This is a genomic window from Peribacillus muralis (genome assembly GCF_001439925.1).
Taxonomy (GTDB): domain Bacteria; phylum Bacillota; class Bacilli; order Bacillales; family DSM-1321; genus Peribacillus; species Peribacillus muralis.
Window position 1 is genome coordinate 18796 of record NZ_LMBV01000022.1, and the last position, 25814, is coordinate 44609.

Sequence of the window (25814 nt, forward strand, 5' to 3'; positions counted from 1 at the left end):
TGGAAGGAGCGGTGAATATGAATAAAAAAGATAACGAACTGATAGAAAAAGAATTTAAAGCTTATGTTAAGAAAATCGCAGCCTATAAGGAGGCACTGGCGCTGATTTTTTGGGATCTGCGCACAGGTGCACCGAAAAAGGGAGTGGAGCAGCGATCAGAAGTTATTGGGGTATTGTCATCAGAGGTTTTTAATATGAGCACAAGTAAAGAAATGGAGTCCTTCATTACGGAACTCGCAATGGAAGAAGCTCGCTTAAGCGAGACGACCAATAAAATGGTACAAGAATGTAAAAAAGAGTTTGACAGAAATAAGAAAATTCCCGCAAATGAATTCAAGGAGTTCGTGATTCTGCAATCCCGCTCCGAAAGTGCTTGGGAAGAGGCAAGGGAAAAAGCGGATTTTTCATTATTTCAACCTTATTTAGAGCAAATTGTTGCGTATACACGTAAGTTCGTTGAGTATTGGGGCTATGAGGGGCAGAAATACAATACCCTTTTGGATATGTATGAGCCAGGTGTAACCGTAGATATACTTGACAAGGTTTTCGGTGAACTTCGTGCGAGTATAGTACCTCTTGTAAAGCAAATCGCAGCCAGTGAAGATCAACCTGAAACGGCATTCCTTTATAAAAAATTCCCAAAAGAAAAGCAGCATCAACTGAACCTGGCCGTTTTAGAGCAGCTGGGATACGATTTTAAGGCTGGCAGGCTGGATGAAACCGTTCATCCTTTTGCGACTGGAATTAATCGGGGCGATGTCCGGGTTACGACCCGCTACGATGAAAATGATTTCAGGGGGGCCATTTTTGGAACGATCCATGAATGCGGACATGCCATTTATGAACAGAATATCGCTGAGGAGTTAACCGGAACGCTGCTTGATGAAGGGACATCAATGGGGATCCATGAATCACAATCATTGTTTTTCGAGAATTTCATTGGGCGTAACTATAGCTTCTGGAAGAATAAGTTTCCGCTTCTGAAAGAATTCGCGCCCGAACAATTCAATGATGTGACGCTGGATGACTTTTACCGTGGCATTAACGAATCAAAAGCTTCGTTTATCCGCATCGAGGCAGATGAGCTTACATATCCATTACACATCATGATTCGGTATGAGCTGGAAAAAGCCCTGTTTAACGGAGAGCTAGAAGTGAAGGATTTACCGAAGGTCTGGAATGAAAAATATAAGGAATATTTAGGGGTAGTGCCTGAGAATGATGCCATGGGTGTATTGCAGGATGTACATTGGTCAGACGGCAGCTTTGGCTACTTTCCATCGTATGCTTTGGGATATATGTATGCAGCTCAAATCAAGCAGTCCATGCTAAAAGACTTGCCTCATTTTGATGACTTACTGGAATCCGGCAACATCGACCCAATCAGCAAATGGCTAAATGAGAAGATACATAAATTCGGAAAAACAAAAAAACCGCTAGAGATTTTGGAAGAAACGACAGGAGAAGGCCTGAATGTTCAATATTTAATTGATTATCTTGAGAGCAAATACAAAGACGTATACAAAATTCAATAATTATGGCGAAGGCCTTGGCGGAATAGTCAAGGTCTTCAAAGTGTTATTAAAAAGAGATGCGTATTCTTATAAAAGTTCATAATTTTGGAAAAAAACGAATGATCATTAAGTATTGTAATGGAAAGTTCGGTTTTTTATAAAAAATCCCTTTTCAAATTGAGGTAACGTTGTTATAATTCATATATTAATAAAATATAAAGTTTCACTCGTATAATAGCAGGGATATGGCCTGCAAGTTTCTACCGAATTACCGCAAATAATTCGACTATGGGTGAGTAATAGATCTTGTTGCGTAATGAAGGCTTTTGCTGATTCATTTTTCATTCATGCCCAAGAAATATTGCTTCACTCCAAAAAAGTGCCGCAATGTTTCTTGGGCTTTTTTATTTGGCTGGAAACACGGCATGGCTTAGGGTCAATAAACACCAAGACTGGGAGGAACCTTCATGCAACTTTTAAAGCAAAAAATCTTGTCAGAGGGTCAAGCTTTATCTGAAGACATATTAAAAGTAGATTCATTCTTAAATCATCAAATGGATCCTATGCTAATGAAAGAAATTGGTAAGGAATTCGTTAAACGTTTCGATCAAAAGGAAATAACGAAAGTGTTGACCATTGAATCTTCAGGCATTGGACCTGGATTGATGGCTGCGCTGGAATTGGAAGTTCCGCTAATTTTTGCACGTAAACGTAAATCACTCACTTTGACAGATGATTTAGTGACGGCGTCCGTTCACTCTTTTACAAAACAAGAAACCAATACCATTACGGTTTCCAATAAATATATTGAAGCTGGCGATAAGGTTTTGATCATCGATGACTTCCTTGCGGTCGGTCAAGCAGCTAGAGGCTTGGTGGATATTTGTAATCAGGTTGGAGCAGAAGTGGTCGGAATCGGCATCGTCATCGAAAAGGCCTTCCAAAGTGGCGGGAAGGACCTGAGGGAGCAAGGGTTTCAAGTGGAGTCACTTGCGCGAATCGAAAAGTTGAAATTCGGTGAGATAACATTCGTTGAAGAAAAGGAAGGGGTTCCTATCAATGTCTAATCAATCTCCTTTAAAAGTTGCGTCCTTAGGATTGCAACATGTTCTTGCCATGTATGCCGGAGCGATCGTCATTCCATTGATTGTCGGTGGGGCGCTGGGATTGACTGCAGCGCAGTTAACTTATTTAGTGTCGATAGATATTTTAATGTGCGGGATAGCAACCTTATTGCAAGTGTGGAAAAATAAATTTTTTGGAATTGGGCTTCCGGTCGTCCTAGGCTGCACATTTACAGCAGTAAGTCCGATGATTGCAATTGGTACGCAATATGGAATCAATTCCATTTATGGATCCATATTGGTGTCTGGATTGATTGTCGTTTTGATCAGCAAATTCTTTGGGAAGCTGGCAAGGTTCTTCCCGCCGATTGTCACTGGTTCGGTTGTATTGATCATCGGCATCACGCTCATTCCTGTCGCCATCAACAATCTTGGCGGAGGTCAAGGGGCTAAGGATTTCGGAGACTTGACTAATGTAGCTCTTGGGTTTGGTACTCTATTATTCATCATATTCATGTATAAATTCTCAACCGGATTCGTCCGTTCCATTTCCATTTTATTAGGGTTATTAGTCGGGACAGTTGTTGCATTTTTCCTTGGGAAAGTTGATTTTAGTTCAGTGGTCAGTGCCACTTGGCTGCATATGCCACATTTCTTCTACTTCGGCCTTCCGACATTCAACATCACACCGATCATTACCATGACCTTGGTGGCGGTCGTCAGCTTGGTGGAGTCGACTGGCGTATATTATGCACTTGGAGAAATTACCGACAAAGAGATTTCAGAAGATGATCTAGCTCGTGGGTATCGTTCCGAAGGGCTAGCCATCATGATTGGCGGTTTGTTCAATGCGTTTCCATATACCGCATTTTCACAAAATGTCGGATTGATTCAATTGTCAGGCGTTAAAACGAGAAATGTCATTTATACAACGGCAGGTATCCTTATTTTCATTGGTTTCGTTCCGAAAATTGGCGCATTCACGACCATTATTCCTTCATCCGTGCTTGGCGGCGCAATGGTGGCGATGTTCGGTATGGTCGTTGCTGCTGGAATAAAGATGTTGAGCAAAGTGGATTTTGCTTCTCAAGAGAATTTATTGATCATCGCTTGTTCAGTAGGTATGGGCCTCGGGGTAACAGTCGTTCCTGAACTGTTTTCTCAAATTCCGGAAAGCTTTCAAATCTTGACGGAAAACGGGATTGTTGCAGGCAGCTTGACTGCGATTTTCTTGAATATCGTCTTCAACATCATTCCGACAAAGGGTAAAGTGAAGCAATCGCATTTGGAAGGCCAGAAGGCAGCCTAAGTTTTAATAGAAACAGCCAATTCATGCCCCGAATTCTCAATATCCGAGAATTCGGGGCATTTTCTTGCAAAGAAAATGCAGTACTGCTAAAGATGATTGATGGTTTTGTCAGATAAAAGGAAACTATCTTCCGTTTTTGAATATATTGATAGTATATGTTCAGGAAAGTAGTGATAGAGATGGAGAAAAAGTATTGCATTCATTGTCGGACCATTTTAAGTCAGGAGTTCAAGTGCAGTGTTTGTGGCAAAGAGGAGTTTCAAAACATCATTATTCAAGTACAAAATCAATCTTCCGTAAAAGAAGAGGATTGAAATCAGCCCCTTACTTCACCGGTAAGGGGCTTTAACGGGTATGCCTACCTTTCAATCATGAAGATGAAATGAATCGTCCCTGAACCCTCCAAAGAGATGGGTAAATTGATGGCTTCATTAAAGCCATATAATTTCGTATTGCCCACAATGACGGTGGGAGGCGTAATATCCATGGTTGTATCGGCTGCCAAGGAGGCTGCCATATTTCCCGCGAGCATATTGCCAAGTTCTGCTGCAAAAGATTCAAGCATTTCGCCATTCAGCGGCATGCCAAACATGCTTTCACCAATCTTACTCAAGCAATCGGTTGTGCCCTCAATGATCAAGCTTCCACGAATATCACCCGTCATGCCAATAAGGACGCCAATGGATTCCTGTTCCAAAGGCTGTCTAAGGAGAGACGGCTTGTGTATGACTAAAGAGGAAGGAAGGATCGACTTGGCGGCAAAAATAGTTGCATTTAAGACTTTTTTGGTTACAACGTTGCTTTCCATATAGCGTATTCCTCCATTAGTATGAGTTTTTTCTCTATCTTACCAAATAAATAGTGTTTTTTACCTATTTATTTTATTTGTGTAAGAAATAATGTGAGTAATCATGAATGGCTATAGTTATTTAGTAAGGGAGCATAAAAGTCACTGTTGTGGGTATATTAACCATATCATGAATAATAAGGGGTGGGCTCATGCCATATTTGCTATCTGCATCACATATAAAACTGCCATATTTACTATCACAGGAAAAGATAATGGAATTTTCACGTGAAATCTTCGGACCTTCCTTCAAAAATATTGAACGGTTATTAAAGGCCTTTAAAAATGGACAAGTAGAAAATCGGTATTTTTCCAATGATCTTGATTGGTTTAAAGAGGAGCATACCTTTGCCGAGCGGAATGATTTATACATTAAGCAGGCAATCGAGTTTGGGGTTGAGGCGATAGAAAAATGCTTAGCCAACACAGAGTTTTTAAAAAGGGAGCTTCCGGCAAGCGAATTAGATGCTTTCTTTTTCATTTCAAGCACGGGTATGGCTACTCCGACGATCGATGCCAGGATCATGAATGAACTTCCATTTAACCCGCATGTTAAAAGGATCCCGATTTGGGGGCTTGGCTGTGCAGGTGGGGCGAGCGGACTATCGCGAGCTTTCGAATATTGTATGGCATACCCGAAGGCGAAGGTCATTGTCTTAAGCGTGGAATTATGCAGTTTGACATTCCAAAGGAATGATATTTCCAAAAGTAATTTAATTGGAACATCCTTATTCTCTGATGGTGTAAGCTGTGTATTGGTGTGTGGGGATGAAGTGCCGCATGAACAGTTTTCAAAACAAGAACGGCATTTGAGCTTCTTGGATTCGCAATCCACGCTTATGCCGGATTCTTTGGATGTAATGGGGTGGGATGTTAAGAATCAGGGACTATACGTCGTTTTTTCCAAGGATATCCCAACCATCATCAAGGACTGGCTAAAACCAAATGTACAAGCCTTTTTAGTGGAAAATGAATTAAAGCTCGATGATATTACGGATTTCATTGCTCATCCAGGCGGGAAGAAGGTGATTGACGCCTATCACGAAGCTTTAGGATTCGATGAAAGCATGACAAAAGAATCAATGAGTGTGTTGAGGGAGTTTGGTAACATGTCGTCAGCGACGATTTTGTATGTCTTGGAGAGATTCATGCAGCGTGGCGGAAATGAAGGTGACTTAGGCTTGGCTGCGGCATTGGGGCCAGGATTCTCATCTGAACTTTTGTTAATGAGGTGGACATGATGATTTTCACCATTTTCATCATTCTGATTGCGATTCAGCGCCTCGTAGAATTATATATTGCCAAACAAAATGAAAAGCAGCTGAAAGTGGCTGGAGCAGTTGAATACGGTGAGTCCCATTACAGATGGATGGTCCTGATGCATGTTAGCTTTTTTATCGTCCTCATTTTTGAAGTGACCATGTTTGGAAGGAATGTCTCTGCACTTTGGCCGATATGGCTGACACTTTTTCTGATGGCTCAGTCAGGAAGAATTTGGGTGATCAGTTCATTAGGGAAGCATTGGAATACAAAAATCATCGTCGTTCCTAATGCCGAAGTGGTCATTAAAGGTCCTTATAAATTTTTCAAACATCCCAATTATATCATCGTGGCTACGGAAATCATTGTCATTTCCTTGTTATTCAATGCATATTTAACGGCGATCATCTTTACGATTTTGAACATTTGGATGATGGCGGTAAGAATTCCTCTCGAAGAGAAAGCATTAAAGGAAAATACGGAATACTCTACGGTTTTTAGAGGAAAATAAAAAACATTTCATTTTCTTATTGAAAATGATTATCGTTCGTGATAAGATTCTAAATGAAGATGAAAATTATTCTCAATCAAATAGCAATTCATTTCTTAAAAAACTAAAAGCAGCTAACTATAAAAGAGGATGGTGTATGTAATGGTCTGGGTATTCATTTTATTGACAATCGCTACATATGGTTTTGTGATGAAATATGTACTGAGTAATATTCAAAAACCGGCAAAGGCAATAAAGCCTTATGATGCGTCAACAAAGGAAAACCGAGCGTCATTCAACCCCACTCCTACAACCAGGTGAATAGCCTGGTTTTTTTTGATTCAAATTTTATAATTATCTAAACTTCGTAACCACCAATCGGTGGTTTTTTTTAACATGGCCTGTAATGAATCATATAGTAAAACTATAAGCTGACGGTATGAATAACAATCGAAATCGTTTACAATAAGAGTATTAAAATGATGATAGATTAAGGGGTATGGATTCATGATTCAAGAAACAGTTAAACAACAGTCCAAATTGGGGATTTTGACTGCCATGTATGAGAAATTTCAATCGGCAGGTGATACAGGGAACGCTGATAAGCTGAAGCAGTTAATCATGAAAGTGAATGATGAGGAGTTCATCATCGCTTTTTGCGGGCATTTTTCAGCGGGTAAATCAAGTATGATCAATTTCCTGCTTGATGAACAAGTTTTGCCTTCTTCACCGATTCCAACGAGTGCCAATACGGTTAAAGTCCAAAAAGGGGAAGACTATGCCAAAGTCTTTTATCATAACCAGCCGCCCGTTTTATTTCCTGCACCATATGATTTTAAAGAGGTCAAGAAATTTGCTAAAGATGGAGATTCCGTTTCGGCGATAACGATAAGTTCCAAACATTTTTCCCTGCCGGATTCATGTGCCATCATGGATACGCCAGGAATCGATTCGACTGACGATGCACATAGGGTGTCCACGGAATCAGCTCTGCATCTTGCTGATGTCGTTTTCTATGTTATGGACTATAATCACGTACAGTCAGAAGTGAATTTTTTGTTCACGAAAGAATTGCTGGAGGCTGAAAAACCGACATATTTAATTATCAATATGATCGATAAGCATGATGAGGGTGAGCTTAGCTTTCAAGACTTCAAGCTATCCGTTTCAGAAGCATTTGCAAATTGGAATGTGTATCCTGATGGGATTTTTTATACATCCGTTAGAGATTTGAATAATAAAGATAATGAAATAGAAGATGTTCGCAAGTTTATATATGAAATGGCAAACAGGGGCCAAAGTGATGGAAAGGATGCCATCATGCAATCGGCCAATGCATTAATCGAGAGGCATCTTGGCTGGCTGAAGGAACAGTATGAAGAGGAACACGCGAATGAATTTGAAGTGCTGTCTGAGCTTCCCTATGAAGAACGAACGCATCTGACGCATCAAGTGGACAGCCTAATGAAGGAGAGGCATTCATTAACTGGCCGGATCGAAGCAATCAAGGTCCAATATTCGGAGGCTCTGGAAACGATCCTGAAGAGTGCATACATCATGCCCGCTTCCACACGCGACTTAGGAAAATCCTTCTTGGAGTCGGCACAACCTGATTTTAAAATGGGACTTTTATTTGCCAAGAAAAAAACGGAGGCGGAGCGTGAGGAACGCATTCGGACTTTTTTGGCTGACCTGCAAGAAAAAGTCAAAACCCAGCTCGAATGGCATCTTAAGGAGTTGGCGGTCAAGACGTTGACGAAAGCAGAAGTGCATGATTCAGCACTTGAAAGCAAGGCCCAGACCATGTCAATCGAGGTAACGGAAGCTTACATAAAAGACTCCCTGAAGCCTCAAGTCGATATTACAGGCGAATATGTCTTGAACTATACCAATGACTTGGCCACTTCCATTAAAAAGAAGGCTCGTGATGTATCGGAAGGCTTCTTGAATCAAATCGCTTCCGTCATGCAAGGAATCGTGGAAGAGCAGTCGCAATCCATCGATCAGGAACTTGCAGGTTTTGCCGAATTCGCCGAAGCCCTTAAAGTAACTTCAGTGATCAACGCTGAAATCGAGGCGCAATCGGCAAGGTTGGAGGCGATATACGACCAACCGGCAGCTTGGGCACCGGAGCACGATGTCGAAAATCTTCTAAGTCAGTGGAATGAAGAGGAAAAAAACGTTACCGTCAAAATCATGAAACCTGCTGAAGACAGTATTCGAAAGCAGGTCAAAGAACCAGCCGTGGCAGAGCAAGCTTTGCAGGATGTTTTACCTTCCAAATCGAACCCAATGCCTGATGCTACGAATTTACGGGGTAAAGAAAAGCTAATGGAAACTGCAACGAATTTACAGCAGGCCGCACAGTTGATTGCACCTTTGAGAGGTTTTCAATCACTTTATAAGGAATTGTCCGATAAGGCAAATCGTTTGGAAAAGCAGACCTTCACTGTTGCCCTCTTTGGAGCCTTCAGTGCCGGGAAATCTTCCTTTGCCAATGCGTTAATGGGAGAAAGCGTCCTGCCTGTTTCGCCTAATCCGACAACCGCGGCCATCAACAAAATCATGGCCTCTGACGCTGACCATCCACATGGAACAGCAACCGTCAAATTAAAAACGGAAGCGATGCTATTAGAAGATGTAAGCCTGGCTTTAGCTGCCTTTGATCAATCGGCTAAGACACTTGATGAAGCCCTTCAACTGGCAGGTGAAATCATTGCAAAAGCTGGTGAGGTGGATAAAGGGAAAACGCATTTATCCTTCCTTCGCGCTTTTCACCAAGGGATGCCCGAGCATAAAGACGATTTAGGAAATGTGGTTACGGTCGATCTGGAAGGGTTTAAACGTTTTGCGGCGGAAGAGTCCAAGTCATGTCTAGTAGATTTGATTGAATTGCGGTATGACTGCGAAATGACAAAGCAAGGAATGGTGCTTGTCGACACTCCAGGGGCGGATTCGATAAATGCCCGGCATACAGGAGCTGCTTTCGAATATATAAAGAACTCCGATGCCATTCTTTTTGTAACTTATTACAATCACCCGTTTTCCCGGGCAGATAGGGAGTTCCTGATTCAGCTTGGGCGTGTGAAAGATTCGTTCGCCATGGATAAGATGTTCTTTATCGTCAATGCCGTCGATCTTGCCCAAACGACCGATGAATTGGAAGAAGTGATGGATTATGTCACAGATCAATTGAATGGATTCGGCATCCGTTTTCCGAAGCTGTTTCCACTTTCAAGTAAAGGGGCATTATCGGAAAAACAAGTGCCTGGTTCCTTTAAACACTCGTTCCTTCCGAATAGCGGAATTTTCGAGTTCCAGAAGCAGTTCGATTTCTTTATCGAAAATGATCTAACCGGACTTGCCATTGAATCCGCACAAGCAGCCGTAAAAAGAACGGAGGAGCTGCTCCGTGATGTAATTGCGGCATCCAGGCAGGATGAAAAAACGAAACGAAAAGCTATAGAAACCCTTTCAAGTGAGGCTCAGGATATTTCTGAAATTCTCTCTGTCATGAAAGGCGATGCAGAAAAGCAACGGTTGAAAAAAGAAATTGATGAATTGACTTTTTATAGTAAACAACGGGTCTTTTTCCGGTTTAATGATTTCTTCAAGGAGTCCTTCAATCCAGCTGTATTGAAGGATGATGGCGGAGATCTGAAAATGGTCCTTAAGCAAGCACTGACCAATTTACTGGATGCCTTAGGCTTTGACCTCGCCCAGGAAATGCGGGCAACGGCTTTACGATCGGAAATGTTCGTTAATAAATTGTTGAACGAGAAACAAAACGGTTTGGTGCAGCAAATGCAGAAAGTAAGAAAAACCATCTCGGTTCAGCCATATGAACCAAGTGAGCGGGATTCCCCAGAATTTGCGGGAGCTTTCGTCCATTTGGATACAGCGGATTTCAAGAGGGAATTGGCTTTATTTAAAAACCCTAAGTCTTTCTTTGAAAAAAATGAAAAAGTGAAAATGAGCGAGGGTATGCAAAAGCGTTTGGATGAACCTGCCCTTATTTATGTAAAAGAGCAGGGTGAGCGGCTATATGGCCTGTATAATGAAGCGCTAGATCAAGAGTTGCAAGCGATTCAAAACAAGTTTAAGACCGAGGTGGCCGATATCTTTGCAGGGTTACGTGCAGCTTTAGAAGAAAAAGTTGATGTACCATACTATGAAAAAGCCGTAACGGAATTGGAAAAAATGCATTCGAAATGAGATCAGTGAATAACCTTCATTTCCACGATTAGTATATACACCAAAAGAATGGCTGCTGTCGGCAGCCATTCTTTTGGTTCATGAAAGGATTTCCAGTGTCACTTAGATGTATATCCAACTAGAAGTATCACGGTAAAACATCATTAAAACGAAAAAGGCGAGAATAATTTTCATCAATTGAAGGGAAATGAGCTTCGATAAAGAATGAAAGTATTGAAGCCTTCAGCAAGCAAGCGGATGGGAATGTATTCTATCAAATCTGGACCGTTTTTAAATAGGAGGAGATGTAGATGAGTTATATAATGGGTAAAGAAGAGTTGTTGCCGTTACTGACTTCCAATGATATAAGGATTTGTGACTGTCGCTTTCGGCTAGGCACTCCTGACGCAGGGAAAAGTGAATATGACCAAGACCATATTCCCGGCGCCGTTTATTTCGATCTTGAAAAAGACTTATCAGGAATTGTTGGGGAACATGGTGGCAGGCATCCGCTTCCGGACTTAACAACGTTTAAAGGTAAACTGGAAGCGTACGGAATAACGAATGATACGGTGCTCGTGGCTTATGACGGCGGAGAGGGTTCTTATGCGTCCAGGTTTGTCTGGCTGCTGAGCTATCTTGGTCATCGGAATGTCCAAGTGCTTGACGGGGGATATGCGGCCTGGAAGGATGCAGGTTACCCGATTGATACGGCAGGTGCGGATTATCCAGCAACAGATTATCATATTGAATTAAATGAATCCGTATTTGCCTCTTATGAAAAAGTGAAGGAATATACATTAAAAAATCCAGATGATATCGTTTTGGTGGATTCAAGGGAATCCAAACGGTATCAGGGGATCGAGGAGCCAATCGATAAAAAAGCCGGACATATTCCTGGTGCAGTCAACAAGCTATGGACGAAGGTACTCGATAATGGCCATTTCAAAAAGAAGGAAGAGCTTCAAGAGAATTTCAGCGATATCGACAGAGATAAGGAAATCATTGTCTACTGTGGTTCAGGTGTAACGGCTTCTCCCAATTATATTGCATTGAAAGAAGCTGGTTTTAAACATGTTTTGATCTATATTGGCAGCTATAGTGACTGGATTTCCTATGATGATAATCCAATTGAATAAATTAGTTTCCAAATAAACGCTCCTAAAACTAGTGGTCAAGTATGATAAAATGGATGTACATCATGATAGAGGTGATAATGTGTTAATGAAAGAAAGTGAGCAGCAACATTCCTTTATGCTTGTTGACGGAATGGCGCTATTATTTAGAGCGTTTTATGCAACGGCGGTTACGGGTCAATTCATGATCAATTCAAAAGGAATACCGACAAATGCCGTTCAAGGCTTTTTGAAGCATATGCTGACGGCGGTGAATCATTTTTCACCAAGTCATGTGGCGGTATGCTGGGACATGGGCAGCAAGACGTTCCGTAATGAATTATTCGATGGATACAAGGCCAATCGTTCTGAAGCTCCCATTGAAATGATCCCTCAATTCGACCTAGCGAAACAAGCGGTCGAGGCGTTTGATATTCCGAATATCGGGCTCTCAGGTTATGAGGCGGATGACTGCATCGGGACGATTGCGAAAGCATCAGCCCAACATAGCCGAGTAAGTATATTGACTGGCGATCAGGATATGCTCCAATTAATAGAAGAAAACATATCCGTTCTTTTGTTAAAGAAAGGCTACGGTAATTATGAAGTTCATAATCCCGATAGCTTCTATGAGTGGAAAGGGATCACTCCAAGGCAAATGATCGATTTAAAAGCTCTAATGGGTGATACAGCCGATAACTATCCGGGAGTGAAAGGGATTGGCGAGAAAACAGCGTTAAAATTATTAATTCAATATCAAAACATTGAAGGCATTCTTGAAAATGTCGCTTCCTTAACGAACGGGCAGCGAGCTAAGATTGAATCTGCCGTCGACATGCTCCATTTATCCAGGCAACTTGCTGAAATAAAATGTGACGTGCCGATTTCATGTTCCTTGGATGATGCAGTCTACCGCTATGATCGTGAGAAAGTGCAAAATCTGGCTAGGGATCATGAATTCAGGGCCCTACTGAGGATGATTTAAACACGAAACCAGGGGAGCTTCCTAATACGGAAGCTCCCCTTTCAATTATCAGCTAAGATTAAGAGACTGGCTTTGCAAGTCTACTATTTTAGGCGATCATGAGATTCGCATTAATCTAAACTGGCCTGCAGGGATGGTCAAAGGACATATTCTCCAAATCGGTGGGGATTGGGATCCCATCTTCGTCTTCAGGCAAGAGGTTTATAACGAAAGGCGTGAGACAACAGCCGCAAGGTCGAGGCGGCTCCCCAACTGCCTCTGGATAAGGGAGCGCCTGCAGTGTAAAGGAACGGTTCAATGTCCAGACCCTCCAAAACTCCGTGCAATACGAATTTCATCTATAAATTCACACAGAGTGGATTGTAAATCAACGTTCAAATGGGTATTCCATTTTTAATCAGGTTTTGTCTACAGTATGAGCGCTTTTAATGGAAGCACCTTTAATTTGGACGTTGAATTTTTTGTCGAAAAATGGATAGTCAAAATCTTTTATTTACGGTAAGATGAAATTAAGGCATGAATTATGGAGTGGATGCAGAAGTGGCGAAATCGACTGAGGAATATGTTCGTTTTTTGGAAGGAAAGGGATTCACTTTTGGAAATGATGCCATTGGCTTTATTTATTTTGGCAAGCGATATACGGACGCCAGTGATATTTTAGTCAATGCCGCTATAGAGTTGACTTTAAAGGTCCAAAAGAATTTTGATGGCAGCTTTTATATTTCCTTTTTGGAAAACTTGAAACAAAATGGCATTGAAACCCGTAACGGGGCGATATCGTTCGCAATGGAACAAGGACTTCTTAAATAAATCGGACTTCCTTAATTCAGGAGTCCGATTTAGCATTTTATGTGGATCGTCAGGAAACTTCCTGTGTTATCTTCGTTTTCTTCCGCCTTGATGGCAGCTCAGCAAGTATCATCCCCAAGAAAATGAGTGCACATCCAATGAGGGAAGCGGAAGTCAATTTCTCCCCTATCAATATGTATGAGGAAAACGCTGCAAAAACCGGTTCCATTGAAAAGATCAATGCGACCCTCGTCGGTGTCGTATAAGCTTGGAAGAAAGTTTGCGCAAAAAAAGCGAATGCAGTGGCAAGCGCTGCCGTGACCAATAATGCAGTCCATACGTCTTTCTGCAGCATGACAGACGGCCTGAAGATGACGGATTGATCTTCAGTGAAAATGAAGGCTGACGCAAAGGATAACAATGATACGGTAGAAAGCTGGATCAGTGTCAACGGTAACGCTGGCATGCTTTTGGCATACTTCGCTGTAGTGATGATTTGCATGGCAAAGCTAATTGCGCATAAAAACACGAGAAAATCCCCGATATTCATGGTGGATCGATCAGCGAAGGTCATTAAGTAAAGCCCGGCGGTGGCCGCACCGACACCTATGACGGTGGGACGGGATAGCCTATGCTTTAACAGGAGCAGTGAAAAAACAGGAACCATGACGACGCTTAACCCTGTTATGAAGCCTGTCTTCGCAGGAGTCGTATAGTTCAAACCGATCGTTTGAAAACCATACCCTAGAAAAAGCCAAACCCCGATATGAATTCCTGCTAATAACAGACCTTTATTGCTTGTTTTTGGCTTTTTGTGTACGGTCAGTAAATAAGGGATGAGCAAGAAGACGAATGCCATGAAAAAACGGACGGCATTAAATGTGAAGGGTTCAAGGAACGACAGGGCGTTTTGAACCATGACAAACGTGACTCCCCAGATGAATACAACGAATAATAATGAAGCATCAGCAGTCTTGTTCATGAGCTTCCTCATTCTGGTTTAAGCGAATGGCCCGTCTAGCCAACACATCTGCCGACTTATTTTCAAGACTTGGAATCCATTTCATGAAAAATAACTCGAGCTTGGCCGACAGCTTAAGTGCCTGTTCAAGCAATATGGCATATTTTTTTTTGGCGTAGCCTTTTTCAATGGCTTGATTGATGGCTTGGGAGTCCGTCCGAAAGGAAACGACTTGATAGTTATTGGCTACACAAATTTCCAATGCCTTAATCAAAGCATGATATTCCGCTTCGTGGTTTTCCATTATTCCGAGTGGAATCGAATGCCGTTCGATGACACCGTTATTATTTATGAAAATACCAGCGCCGCTTGGCCCTGGATTGCCTGCGCTGGCACCATCGATATAGACTTCAATCATGTTGTACTCCTCCCTCTAGTTTAAGCTATTACTATTTAATTTAAAGAAAGTTGAAAAAAATAAAATGGAAACAGCGAATTTGAAGTCGATATGGAGACTATAGTATAAAGAATGTTTTAATTCATTTACATATAGTATAAATGGTATTGCGAAAAATAGGTATGAAATTGTCCGACTGTACTGAGAATATTGAGAGGATAAGGAGCTGGAGATCTTTGAAGGTAATTATGCAATGGACCTATCATGCTTCAAAAAAGCCATCTGCCGTTTTCGTATCGGATTGGCTTGAAGCCGGAACTGCGCTCGTCATAACAGAAGACCTCGAAAAGGCAGGAAGGCTGAAGGAAGTCGAATTCAAGGATGAATTCGATACAATATGGACGAAGAAGGAGTTAAAGAAACTCTTGAAGGAAGTGGAGGAAGAACCGCAGGATGTTACGGTTTACTTTGATGGCGGATATCAAAAAGAAAAAGGGATGGCAGGGATCGGAGTTGCCATTTACTATCGCCAAGGCAAAAAGTTCTGGAGATTACGGACCAATTTAAACCTGGAGCAATTCGACTCCAATAATGAAGCTGAATATGCTGCCTTTCATGAAGCTGTTAAACAAATCGAAGATCTTGGGGTCCATCACCAAAGCTGTGTATTCAAAGGGGATTCGCTTGTTGTCTTAAATCAACTTTCAGGTGAATGGCCATGTATGGAAGAAAATCTAAATAAATGGCTCGATAGGATAGAAGCGAAGCTCGATAAGTTAAAGATCATTCCAGATTACCAGCCAATTACGCGAAAGGAGAATCAGGAAGCCGATCGTCTGGCAACGCTCGCCCTTGAGGGAAAAGCCATTTTCAGCAAATTCGAAATTGCAGGATCAAAGGAGCCATTTCAACAATGAATAGGAAAAAAATTTATGAAGAAGTGGAAGTTGTTCTCACTTCATTTTGCCAAGATTGCTTTTTGCGAAAACATTTCCGAAAAGAGAGGGGGCGTTCTTACGCCCATCAGTTTTGTATTTCAGAATGTACCGTTGGTGAAAAATTAAAGCTTTTAGGCAAAGAACTTAAAGATCGTTCGTAGGTTTTTAGGAAAGTAATTCGTAATATCAATGAAATCATCAATTATATGGTATTATAGGTAAAAAATATAGGGAAGCGTGAGGGCTTTGAAAAATAGAATAGGGAAGCTGATTTACAAGCCATTTTCGCCTCTTACCATTCCGAAAATTGACATCATCATGACACAATTGAAAAAAGTCGAAGATGGTCAGTTGAATTCGACCGAACAAAGAGCACTGTCTAAAGGGGCAATCAATAAAAGCATCAATGAAGCCTCCGTTCAAATGAAACGCCTCTTTGAAGATATTCGCAACAATGGCAATCTGCAGCTTGAAACGATTCAGGAAATTCAAACCGATATTGCACCTGTTCTTATGGAAGCTGCTGGAAATCCGGATGTTCATTACCTTTTCGAACAGATGCAAGCAAGCGATGCGTACACCTACAACCATAATATCGGGGTCGGAATCATTGCCACCTACATAGGGAGGAAGCTAGGGTTTTCCAAAGAAAATCTGTCAACCTTGACGTTGGCCGCAACCTTGCATGATGTCGGCAAAACAAGAATTCCCGAGAGTGTATTGGGAAAACGGGGGAAACTGACTGCATCAGAGTATGAGGAAATGAAGCGCCATACGATCTACGGATATGAATTACTTAAAGATATACCTGGTTTGCCGCCATCGGTTGCCTTATCTGCCCTCCAGCATCATGAACGGGAAGATGGGAATGGCTATCCATTAGGACTGACGGGAATTGATATTCATCATCATTCGAAAATCGTGGCAATAGCCGATGTGTTCCACGCCATGTCATCTCACCGTGTCTATCATCGGGCGATGCCATTTTATCAGGTGATTGAGCAAATGAACCGTGATATGTTCGGTAAATTTAACCCGGAAATTCTGCTTCTATTTGTCACTCAATTAATGTCCACCTTGGTATGTAAAGAGGTCATGCTGACCAACCAGCAAAAAGGAACAATCATCATGATCGATCCTTACGATCCGCTTAAAGCTTTATTGAATACGTCAACCGGCATCGTAGACTTGAGAATGGAAGCGGATTGTAGAATCGAACGGATTATAGGTTGATGAAAAAAAAGACCGATTATAATGAATCGGTCTCTTCGTCATGCTGTTTTGCAGAGTCAAAATAGGCTTTGAGCATCACCTTATTTTCACTGAAGTCTGCAATCGTATATTGATCCAGGACCTGAAGAAAAGCATCCAAAGCATTATTAAGGACAAATTTCAATGAACATACAGGAGAAATGATGCAATTATCGTGATCCTTGAAACATTCCACTAAATAAAAATCCTCTTCGGTTCTCCGGATAATTTCCCCGACGTTTATTTCAGCAGGTGGTTTTGCCAGACGGAAACCGCCATTCCTTCCGCGTATCGTCTCGATATAACCGAGTTTACCTAGATTATGAACGATCTTCATCAAGTGATTTTTGGATAGTTGATAAACTTCTGAAATTTCTTTTATATTGGATAACTTGTTATGGTCGTGGGAAGCCAGGTAAATCAATACTCTAAGTGAGTAATCGGAATAACTTGTCAACCTCATGTCTTTCGCCTCACATTCTATTTCCATTTGACTATATCATAAATGTGAACAATTTTTAAACACCTAACCTTATCGACTGAAAAGATGTATAAAAGATATTGCTTTTCAGGACGTTCCGTTCTAATATAAACATGTATTAAAAATACTTGTTTATGAAAAGGGGTTTATTTATGCTATCCCAAAAAACGATTGATATTATTAAATCCACCGTGCCGGTATTAGAGGTGCATGGTACAACCATCACAACCGTATTCTACAAAAATCTTTTTGCAGCACATCCGGAATTATTGAATATTTTTAATCATGCCAATCAGAAAAAAGGCCGCCAGCAAAACGCACTTGCCAACACCGTTTTGGCAGCTGCCAAAAATATTGATCAACTTGAAACGATATTGCCAGTGGTCAAGCAAATAGCACAGAAACACAGAAGCCTCGCCGTTAAGCCTGAACATTATCCCATCGTCGGGGAATATTTATTGGCTGCAATCAAGGAAGTATTACAAGAAGCGGCTACAGACGAAATTCTCCAAGCCTGGGGGGAGGCTTATGGCGTCATTGCCGCAGTATTCACTGGCATTGAAAAGGAAATGTATGACCAAGCTTCGAAACAGAACGGTGGCTGGGCAGACTTCAAATCTTTTACAGTCGTCCAAAAGGTGCAGGAAAGTGAAGTGATCACATCCTTTTATTTAAAGCCGGCAAATGGTGAAAAAATCCCATCCTTTCTTCCGGGACAATATGTTACCGTCCGTATCGAAATACCGGGTGAACGCTATCTATTCAATCGTCAATATAGTTTGTCAGATGTTGCAGGAAAAGAGTACTTCCGGATCTCGGTTAAAAAAGAGCGGCAAGGAAGCTCTCCTGATGGTGCGGTCTCGAACTACTTGCATGATTCCATCCAGGTGGGGGACAGTCTTGACTTAACCGCTCCTGCGGGCGATTTCACCATCGATCTGGAAAAAACAGCACCTGTCGTTTTCCTGGGCGGCGGCATCGGAATCACCCCTTTTATAAGCATGGTGCATGCTGTTGCTGATCAAACACCAAAGCGTCATGTTCAATTCATCCATGCTTCCGATAATGGCAAAGTTCAGCCGTTTAGAAGAGAACTGACAGACTTAGCGCAGAAACTCACGAACTATCAAATATCGTTCGTTTATAAAAATCCAGATGAGGAAGATAAGCAGCTGGAAAATTTCGTGAAGGAGGGGTATATCGATAAGGAATTATTGAGCCTCCATGTAATGCATGACGCTGACTATTATATATGTGGTCCTGTTCCTTTCATGAAAGCGATCATTACTAGCCTGAAGGAGTTAGGAGTCGACGCGGATAACATACACTATGAATTCTTCGGTCCTGCCATGGCAATATAAGGCGTTGTTGCAAGGAATGTTGTTGACATCAAGATGATAATTTTGCATACTATATTAAAACCATGAACGTTGAGAGAAGATTAGTATGCGAGATTTGACTGTGACAGAGAGCGGCGTCAATTGCTGGAAGACCCGCGACAGGATACTGCAGAACCTGCTTCTTGAGTCCTATGCAAAACATAGGCGCAAATCCTGGCGTTATCAGGCAAAGTGGAATGCATGAAACTTGCATTCAATGAAGGTGGTACCACGGAGAGCAGCCCTTTTCGTCCTTATTTCGAGGATGAAAAGGGCTTTTTTTCATGGCTAACATATTTACTGGAGGAAGTCATTGATGGAAAAGAAACGTATCGTCGTCAAGATAGGAAGCAGTTCTTTAACAAACTCACAAGGTGAAATCGATCAAAACAAATTTTCCGATCATATCCAGGCAGTAGCAGCTTTAAGGAAAGCGGGACATGAAGTGGTCCTTGTTTCATCAGGTGCGGTAGCGACTGGATTTCGTAAGCTCGGATATCCGACAAGACCTGTCACGCTTAAAGGAAAGCAAGCGGCTGCAGCTGTAGGGCAAAGCTTGCTGATTCAGTCATATATGGAACAGTTGGGGCAGTTTGGCGTCGTCCCGGCCCAGATATTGTTGACACGGAAGGATTTCTCGAAAAAAGATAGATACAAGAATGCCTATGCTACATTAATGGAATTGCTTGAACGCGGCATTCTGCCGATCATCAATGAAAATGATACAGTATCCGTCGAAGAACTGACTTTCGGTGACAATGATATGCTGTCAGCCCTGGTGAGCGGCTTGGTTCACGCTAACCACTTGATCATTTTAACGGATATTAACGGGCTTTACGATTCCAATCCCCAAACAAATCCAAGTGCGACACGATTTGATAAGCTTTCCGAAGTGACGGCAGATTTCTTGGACATGGCAGAAGGTGCCGGTTCCAATGTTGGTACAGGCGGGATGAAATCCAAGCTGATTGCAGCTCAAACAGCACTGTCTCTTGGCGTGAAAGTATTTATCGGGTCGGGTGCAGGGAGTGAAAAGCTTCTTACGATCCTCGAGGGGAAAGGGGACGGCACATATATCGGCAATGATGTCTTGACGACGGTAACGAAAAACAAACAGTGGATCTCCCTTCATTCACAAGTTTCCGGGAAAATTTTCGTTGATGAAGGTGCTGAAAAGGCCTTAGTTTCGAATGGCAGCAGTCTATTGCCTGCTGGGGTTTATGATATTACAGGTGTTTTTAACAAGGGTGATGTCGTCGAGGTTTATGGAGCAAATGGATTGTTAGGGCGTGGGGAGGTTCTTTATTCCGATGAAGAATTGAAACAGGCCATGGGCAAGCGGACAACCGAGCTCATCATTACATCGATTGAAGTCATCCACCGTGATAAATGGGTGAAAGCATAGGGAAGGTCTATTTATAGCGAAGGAAAAGGGGGCATTTGAAAATGAATGAAGTGGTGGCGAAAGGAAAGGCAGCGAAAGCAGCCAGTTATCAGCTAATCGGTTTGACCACGGAAAAGAAGAATAAAGCACTCGAGCAAATAGCTAAGCAACTTGTTAACGATAAAGAAACACTGTTAAAGGAAAACGAAAAAGATTTAGTAGAAGGCCGCAAAAAAGGCTTAAATGGGTCAATATTAGATCGAATTATGTTAAATGATGCACGTATTGCTGACATGGCAGCTGCGATAAGGCTTTTAATGGAGTTGAAAGATCCAATCGGGGAAATATTGGAAACGATCGAAAAAGAAAACGGCTTATTGATTAAAAAACTACGGGTGCCAATCGGTGTTATCGGCATGATTTATGAAGCAAGGCCAAATGTGACCATTGATGCCGCTACGTTGTCCTTAAAGACGGGGAATGCCGTAATATTAAGGGGCAGCTCATCAGCGAGACACTCCAATATGGCATTGGTATCTTCCATTCATAAAGCTTTGGAGAAAACGGGAATTCCTGTAGAAGCGGTTCAGCTGATCGAGGATACGAGCCGTGAAACCGCTAAGGAACTATTCCATCTTAATGAGTATTTAGATGTTTTAATTCCACGAGGCGGGAAGAATTTAATTGAAACGGTCATTAAGGAATCCACCGTTCCCGTCCTTGAAACAGGAGCAGGCAATTGTCATATCTTCATCGATGAAACGGCAGATATCGCCATGGTCGAGAGGATTGTTCTTAACGGTAAAACACAGCGTCCTTCCGTATGCAATGCAATTGAGAGCCTGCTGATTCATGAAAGCTGGTTTCAAGAAAATGGCGCGCGCTTGCTGTCGCTTCTCGATGAAGCGGACATTGAAATATTTGGAGATGAAGAGGTATGCCTTACTTTTCCGAAAGCCCAAGCTGCTACGGAGGATGATTGGTCAAACGAATACTTAGCATTGAAAATCAGCGTGAAGGCCGTTCATGATGTAACCGAAGCCATTGAGCACATTAACCGATACGGTACGAAACATTCCGAAGCGATTCTCACGGAAAATGGGCAAAATGCTTCCCTGTTTTTGAATAAAGTGGATGCGGCAGCCGTCTATCACAATGCTTCCACCCGCTTTACTGATGGCTTTGAATTCGGGTATGGCGCAGAAATCGGCATTTCCACACAAAAGCTTCATGCGCGTGGACCGATGGGCTTGCCTGCGATGACATCAAGCAAGTACTTCATTTATGGACAGGGCCAAATTCGCGAGTGACATTCATTTTTTCTTTGGAAGGTTAGTTATGCTCATTTACGGGTATTGTATAGTACATTACTTTTAAAGGAGCAGATACCATGGACAAGAGGTTTATAGCAATATATGAAAATGAAAAAGAAGCGACTGAAGCAGTCGAGCATTTAAAGCAACAAGGATATACAACCGATCAAATATCAATCATAGCAAAGAACATTGACAAACTGCCTAACGAAGCGGAAGAAGTCAGTCCCACAAGGACGGATGGCTTTGTCGCTGGTGCAGCAGCCGGCGGAGCCGTCGGATTGACGGGACTATTGATTGGACTGAGTGCATTAGCCGTACCAGGAATCGGCCCAATCTTGGCAGCTGGGCCGATTTTCGCAACCTTTGGCGGAGCGGCAGCCGGAGCAGCCTCAGGAGCAGGCGGATTGAGGAAACCGCTATTGGATATGGGATTAGAAGAAGAAGAAGTCGATCAATACGTGGAAGATATCAAGGCAGGAAAAATCCTCGTCATCGCCGACCCCGTCCTAAGTGAATAAATGTAAGTCCACAGGTAAAAGCCCCCTTGTCCGTTATGAGGGGGCTTACGTTTGTCGTTTTGTTTTACAGTAAGTGAAAAATTCATCTTGAGAAATAATCAACTTCCACTGTTTTCATTAGCTTGATTTAACAAAAAAGGCCGTTACGATCCATAACAGGCCCTGCAAGGCGTTACACCGTGGGTGGGCCCGCCTGTGGATAAGCGAGTACCTGCAGTGGTAAGTAACGGACTACGTATCAGGATTTCAACTTATGGAAGTTAATGGTCAAATTCCTTTATGACTCATTATGGAAGGACTGGTCTTTCCGTTGCTGTTCTTCTGCCAGAAATTCAAAAAAAACATTCATGGCATAAAGCGGCTGATCATTCACCTTTCCATAATAATTGCTTTTTCGCGCATCCGATATATAGCGGCTTTTCTTCATCCGCTCCAACATATAAATCCTGCTCATTTTCGCAATTTCTTTTTGGTTATGTTTATTCTCTTTCAATAGAGCAAGTCCAATAGCCCCAATCAATGCATAAATTCCAAGTGCTATATTCGAGATCGATAATGACTCATTATTAAATAATAGGAAAAAAAGATTGATGACGGAAAACCCGATCATCGCAGTCGATAACAAGCTGTATTTCATATTTTTCTTCAACATAGGAGATATCTTTGCTTGAAGCTGTTCAAGTTCTGCCTGCATGAAATGCGGTATATTCGTTAGTTTAATATTCATAATTTCCTCCTTATAATCTTGCATGCATCCAAAAAGCAACGTAAAAAATGCACCTGTTTATTGAAACAGGAAAAGGAATCATATAATAGATATTTTATCGTTTAAAGCCACAATTGTCATGTTATTCTACTCATTGAAGGAATATAGGATAGGAGGAAGGCCAAAATCATAAAGAAGTTCTAAACAGACTTAGTGGACAAGAAATAATTTGTAAATAATAAACAATAAAGTTATAGGTTGTAAGTAGTTCCGTATTTTTTCCTTGCTCTCTATTAAAAAAGATTCATTTGTGGTAATATAGTCCTTAATTGGGAGGTTGAACGCCAATTAGAGGATTAGGAATCAGGAGTGATGGACATAATGCTCCTTTTTTTTGTCAGTAATATGTGACTATTGTGGTATTTTGTTCTTTTAAATCGAGTTTTGCTACAAATCAATATATAATTAGAAAGCGAGACAATAGATACAAAGATTAGGGAGGGACATAGAATGATGGAATGGGCTCTTGTCATTTTATTTGGTGCAGCAGTTGTACTGTTCATTTTATCGTTTAGTAAAAAGGATTCGATAAAAATGGATCAACAATTGGAACAGCTTGCAAGCAATTTGGGAAATGAAATGAATGTATTACAAGAAAAAATCAGGAATATCGAGATAGATGCTGAAATTACCGTACACGAGGCAGGTGTATTAGCCATGTCTTCAGAAGAACGGATCTTGTTGCGTGAAGTACTTGACCTACATAAGCGTGGTTATTCTTTTGAAAGTATCGCATTGAAAACTAAGCAGCCTGAAAATGAAATAGAACGGTTGCTTTCTCCTTACATTAAGAACAAGAACGAAAGGAGAAATGTTGCCAATGACATCTAAATCAATGCGCAGCTTTGCAGGTGGTCTCATTGTGGCCGCAAGTCTATGCGGTGCGGTATACTTCTTTGAACCAGCGGAAGCGACGGTCACCTCAGAACAACCTTCTGATGATGAGATGAAAGAGTCGCTCACTTCTAAAGGGTATGTTATACATTCAGAAAAAGAGTGGGAAGATCAAATTGCTGAAGCACAATCCGTTAAAGAACAGATGGATGCGGCAAGAGAAACTGAAAAAGAACCAACGGAAAAAATCGTATACCGCACAGTTCTGACTGTGTCTAAAGGCTCGACAAGCATCGATGTGGGAAAAAACCTCCAAAAGGCAAAAGTCATTAAAAATGCAAATGCGTTTTCTGACGAGGTTGAAAAGAAAGGCAAGGCTAACGGTTTACGCCCTGGTACATATGAGGTGGATAGTGAAATGACGACGGAAAAAATTATATCCATCATATTTAAATAACGATAGATAACGACTACTAATAGATGATCGTTTTAGAGTCTAGACAAAAAGGTTTCGGAAGATTTTATTCCGAAACCTTTTTTTGTTTTTTAGTGGACTTGTAGCAGTTAAAGAGGATGTTTAAAAGTAAATTGTAGTTTAAAAAAAGAGTGGAATGGAACAAAGGGTGCGAGACTCCTGCGGAAATGCGGTTAAGGGGAAACCCCACAGGCAAGCGCCGAGGAGGCTCCCCAACCGCCCGCGGAAAGGGAGCGCCTGCAGTGAAATGAAACGGACTGAGTCCAAATTCACGAGCTGTATGACAGTCTTTCGTTATATTGGTAAATTTCCAGAATCCTTCTGATCGATTAGCAGGATTTCTTCAATGCTGTTAGTAATATATATGTTATTGATCGTTTTATCTTTAGTGTATTGGATGGCACCAGCTCCTCCTAAATAAAACTCGATTCTTTTATTCTCAGCTGCGAAAGAATCAAGGCTACTGAGTAACTCCGGATCCTTTTCGAAGGGAAGTGTCGTCGAAGCAGATAGTAGGACTTTTCTGGGCTTTAACCGTGTAACTAAAGACTGAATCGATCCAGGAGCTGGTGATGCGCCTATCAGTGTCGTTTTCCACCCTCTTAACATGAACCGCAACAATAAATAGTGTACGGGTATCTCATGGTATTCATGTGGAAGACATGCGCCTAAAACTAAAGACGCGTTATCGGAGTATTGAAAGTTACGGCGAATTTGGACAAGAAAATCCTTCACTACCATACTTGAAACAGACTCCTGATATTCATCCCATTCGCCGCTTTCCCACCTATCTCCGACTTCTTTTAAAAAAGGAGAAACGACGGATGTTAAGAACTTTTCCAATCCGTAAAAGTGATAAGCATGTTTTAAAACAACAAGTAATTCTAACTCGTTACACGTGTACCCTATTTCAATCAATTGAATCACATAGGAATTAAGCTCTGAATGAAGAACAACTTTGGTTTGCACCGCATCTTTATCCACCGAAACGAGCCTCTCTTTTGCTTCAGTAGCTGCTTGTTTGATAGAGAATCCTTTTTTTTGAAGCGATTTAATAGTTAAAAGAATGTTGATATCTCTCTCGCTGTAAAGTCGGTATCCATTCTCATGGCGGACAGGTTGTATTATGTCATATCTTTCTTCCCATTTTCGAATCACTTGTTTGGAAAGTCCTGTAACAGCAGAAACTTCTTTTATATAATACTTACCACCATGAGTATGATTCATTGCGTTCATCCCTTATATCGAAATATTTTAAGTATAATCTGCCGTTTCAAACATATAATGAAAACCCTATAACATTGTACAGGCCATTGATAGGAATGTACATAGGAAAAAGCGTACTTGAACTTTTAGCTATGACAGGTTGGTTTCAACTTTTGTATAACGTTTACCTAAAAACATTATACAAAACAGTTGACAACTAAACAACTTGCTAGCAATAATTAAAGCAATACTTTTAGTATTGCTCAAAATTAAAATAATTCACCACTATTTAATTTTAATCTTATTTGTCAATAAAACTGGCAAACTAGTTGAATTTACAC

Annotated in this window: 24 protein-coding genes, 1 riboswitch and 1 other annotated feature; of the genes, 18 read left to right on the forward strand and 6 right to left on the reverse strand. The window is 41.4% G+C overall.

The features are described from left to right. The first annotated feature begins 17 nt into the window (after window positions 1-17). The 3 genes from ASU00_RS19505 (at window position 18) to ASU00_RS19515 (ending at window position 3887) form a co-directional block, all read left to right on the forward strand. On the forward strand, window positions 18-1535 hold the full coding sequence (locus ASU00_RS19505; RefSeq protein WP_057915142.1) for a carboxypeptidase M32: 1518 nt from the start codon (window positions 18-20) through the stop codon (window positions 1533-1535). Between the two features lie 186 nt (window positions 1536-1721). Then, window positions 1722-1823: riboswitch (purine riboswitch) on the forward strand. Window positions 1824-1981: 158 nt separating this feature from the next. Continuing rightward, a complete protein-coding gene (locus ASU00_RS19510) occupies window positions 1982-2581 on the forward strand; it encodes a xanthine phosphoribosyltransferase (protein WP_057915143.1) in 600 nt (199 codons plus the stop codon). Next, complete coding sequence (locus tag ASU00_RS19515; protein WP_057915144.1) at window positions 2574-3887, forward strand: nucleobase:cation symporter-2 family protein; 1314 nt, start codon at window positions 2574-2576, stop codon at window positions 3885-3887. Before ASU00_RS19510 ends, ASU00_RS19515 begins: the two co-directional genes overlap by 8 nt. 358 nt (window positions 3888-4245) lie before the next feature. Here the strand turns inward: ASU00_RS19515 and ASU00_RS19520 are convergent, their stop codons facing one another. After that, window positions 4246-4695: a chemotaxis protein CheX gene (locus ASU00_RS19520; protein WP_057915145.1), complete on the reverse strand. Its 450-nt coding sequence runs from the start codon at window positions 4693-4695 to the stop codon at window positions 4246-4248. Window positions 4696-4886: 191 nt separating this feature from the next. On the opposite strand from ASU00_RS19520, the gene ASU00_RS19525 reads away from it, so the two are divergent. From ASU00_RS19525 to ASU00_RS19550, 6 genes are all read left to right on the forward strand, one after another. Beyond that, window positions 4887-5975: a type III polyketide synthase gene (locus ASU00_RS19525; RefSeq protein WP_057915146.1), complete on the forward strand. Its 1089-nt coding sequence runs from the start codon at window positions 4887-4889 to the stop codon at window positions 5973-5975. Then, window positions 5975-6505: an isoprenylcysteine carboxyl methyltransferase family protein gene (locus ASU00_RS19530; protein ID WP_057915147.1), complete on the forward strand. Its 531-nt coding sequence runs from the start codon at window positions 5975-5977 to the stop codon at window positions 6503-6505. Before ASU00_RS19525 ends, ASU00_RS19530 begins: the two co-directional genes overlap by 1 nt. Window positions 6506-6991: 486 nt before the next feature. Beyond that, window positions 6992-10699 carry a dynamin family protein gene (locus ASU00_RS19535; RefSeq protein ID WP_057915148.1) on the forward strand — a complete coding sequence of 1236 codons (3708 nt, stop codon included), beginning with the start codon at window positions 6992-6994 and terminating at the stop codon, window positions 10697-10699. Window positions 10700-10989: 290 nt separating this feature from the next. Next, window positions 10990-11817 (forward strand): sulfurtransferase, encoded by an 828-nt coding sequence (locus ASU00_RS19540; RefSeq protein WP_057915149.1) that lies wholly within the window; start codon window positions 10990-10992, stop codon window positions 11815-11817. 85 nt (window positions 11818-11902) lie between these two features. After that, window positions 11903-12778, forward strand: coding sequence for a 5'-3' exonuclease (locus ASU00_RS19545; protein WP_057915150.1), 876 nt, complete (start codon window positions 11903-11905; stop codon window positions 12776-12778). A 516-nt stretch (window positions 12779-13294) separates the two neighbouring features. Beyond that, window positions 13295-13588 (forward strand): DUF6123 family protein, encoded by a 294-nt coding sequence (locus ASU00_RS19550; protein WP_057915151.1) that lies wholly within the window; start codon window positions 13295-13297, stop codon window positions 13586-13588. 49 nt (window positions 13589-13637) lie between these two features. On the opposite strand, the gene ASU00_RS19555 is transcribed toward ASU00_RS19550, so the two are convergent. Both ASU00_RS19555 and ASU00_RS19560 read right to left on the reverse strand, forming a co-directional pair. Next, window positions 13638-14549 (reverse strand): DMT family transporter, encoded by a 912-nt coding sequence (locus ASU00_RS19555; protein WP_057915152.1) that lies wholly within the window; start codon window positions 14547-14549, stop codon window positions 13638-13640. Then, window positions 14533-14946 (reverse strand): reverse transcriptase-like protein, encoded by a 414-nt coding sequence (locus ASU00_RS19560; RefSeq protein ID WP_057915153.1) that lies wholly within the window; start codon window positions 14944-14946, stop codon window positions 14533-14535. Before ASU00_RS19560 ends, ASU00_RS19555 begins: the two co-directional genes overlap by 17 nt. A gap of 215 nt (window positions 14947-15161) precedes the next feature. Here ASU00_RS19560 and ASU00_RS19565 point away from each other — a divergent pair, with 215 nt between their 5' ends. From ASU00_RS19565 to ASU00_RS19575, 3 genes are all read left to right on the forward strand, one after another. Beyond that, window positions 15162-15842, forward strand: a complete 681-nt coding sequence (locus ASU00_RS19565) for a reverse transcriptase-like protein (protein WP_236712783.1) — start codon at window positions 15162-15164, stop codon at window positions 15840-15842. Continuing rightward, a complete protein-coding gene (locus ASU00_RS19570; protein WP_057915154.1) occupies window positions 15839-16024 on the forward strand; it encodes a zinc-finger domain-containing protein in 186 nt (61 codons plus the stop codon). The genes ASU00_RS19565 and ASU00_RS19570 overlap by 4 nt, the downstream gene beginning before the upstream one ends. Window positions 16025-16109: 85 nt before the next feature. Then, a complete protein-coding gene (locus ASU00_RS19575; RefSeq protein WP_057915155.1) occupies window positions 16110-17096 on the forward strand; it encodes an HD-GYP domain-containing protein in 987 nt (328 codons plus the stop codon). A gap of 16 nt (window positions 17097-17112) precedes the next feature. On the opposite strand, the gene ASU00_RS19580 is transcribed toward ASU00_RS19575, so the two are convergent. Then, window positions 17113-17577 (reverse strand): RrF2 family transcriptional regulator, encoded by a 465-nt coding sequence (locus tag ASU00_RS19580; protein WP_057915181.1) that lies wholly within the window; start codon window positions 17575-17577, stop codon window positions 17113-17115. A gap of 170 nt (window positions 17578-17747) precedes the next feature. On the opposite strand from ASU00_RS19580, the gene hmpA reads away from it, so the two are divergent. From hmpA to ASU00_RS19600, 4 genes are all read left to right on the forward strand, one after another. After that, window positions 17748-18956: an NO-inducible flavohemoprotein gene (gene hmpA, locus ASU00_RS19585; RefSeq protein ID WP_057915156.1), complete on the forward strand. Its 1209-nt coding sequence runs from the start codon at window positions 17748-17750 to the stop codon at window positions 18954-18956. Window positions 18957-19016: 60 nt separating this feature from the next. Beyond that, window positions 19017-19233 (forward strand) — a binding site (T-box leader). Window positions 19234-19290: 57 nt separating this feature from the next. Further along, the gene (gene proB / locus ASU00_RS19590) at window positions 19291-20379 is read left to right on the forward strand and encodes a glutamate 5-kinase (protein WP_057915157.1); all 1089 of its coding nucleotides are present in this window, start codon (window positions 19291-19293) and stop codon (window positions 20377-20379) included. A gap of 41 nt (window positions 20380-20420) precedes the next feature. Further along, window positions 20421-21668, forward strand: a complete 1248-nt coding sequence (locus ASU00_RS19595) for a glutamate-5-semialdehyde dehydrogenase (RefSeq protein WP_057915158.1) — start codon at window positions 20421-20423, stop codon at window positions 21666-21668. Between the two features lie 80 nt (window positions 21669-21748). Next, the gene (locus ASU00_RS19600; protein ID WP_057915159.1) at window positions 21749-22192 is read left to right on the forward strand and encodes a general stress protein; all 444 of its coding nucleotides are present in this window, start codon (window positions 21749-21751) and stop codon (window positions 22190-22192) included. A gap of 277 nt (window positions 22193-22469) precedes the next feature. Here ASU00_RS19600 and ASU00_RS19605 read toward each other — a convergent pair whose 3' ends face one another. Continuing rightward, a complete protein-coding gene (locus tag ASU00_RS19605) occupies window positions 22470-22919 on the reverse strand; it encodes a DUF5392 family protein (RefSeq protein ID WP_057915160.1) in 450 nt (149 codons plus the stop codon). A gap of 489 nt (window positions 22920-23408) precedes the next feature. On the opposite strand from ASU00_RS19605, the gene ASU00_RS19610 reads away from it, so the two are divergent. Together ASU00_RS19610 and ASU00_RS19615 are read left to right on the forward strand one after the other, a co-directional pair. After that, window positions 23409-23789, forward strand: a complete 381-nt coding sequence (locus ASU00_RS19610; protein WP_236712784.1) for a hypothetical protein — start codon at window positions 23409-23411, stop codon at window positions 23787-23789. Further along, complete coding sequence (locus ASU00_RS19615; RefSeq protein ID WP_057915161.1) at window positions 23779-24249, forward strand: endolytic transglycosylase MltG; 471 nt, start codon at window positions 23779-23781, stop codon at window positions 24247-24249. The genes ASU00_RS19610 and ASU00_RS19615 overlap by 11 nt, the downstream gene beginning before the upstream one ends. Window positions 24250-24561: 312 nt before the next feature. Here the strand turns inward: ASU00_RS19615 and ASU00_RS19620 are convergent, their stop codons facing one another. After that, window positions 24562-25494: a MerR family transcriptional regulator gene (locus ASU00_RS19620; protein WP_057915162.1), complete on the reverse strand. Its 933-nt coding sequence runs from the start codon at window positions 25492-25494 to the stop codon at window positions 24562-24564. Between the last annotated feature and the right edge of the window lie 320 nt (window positions 25495-25814).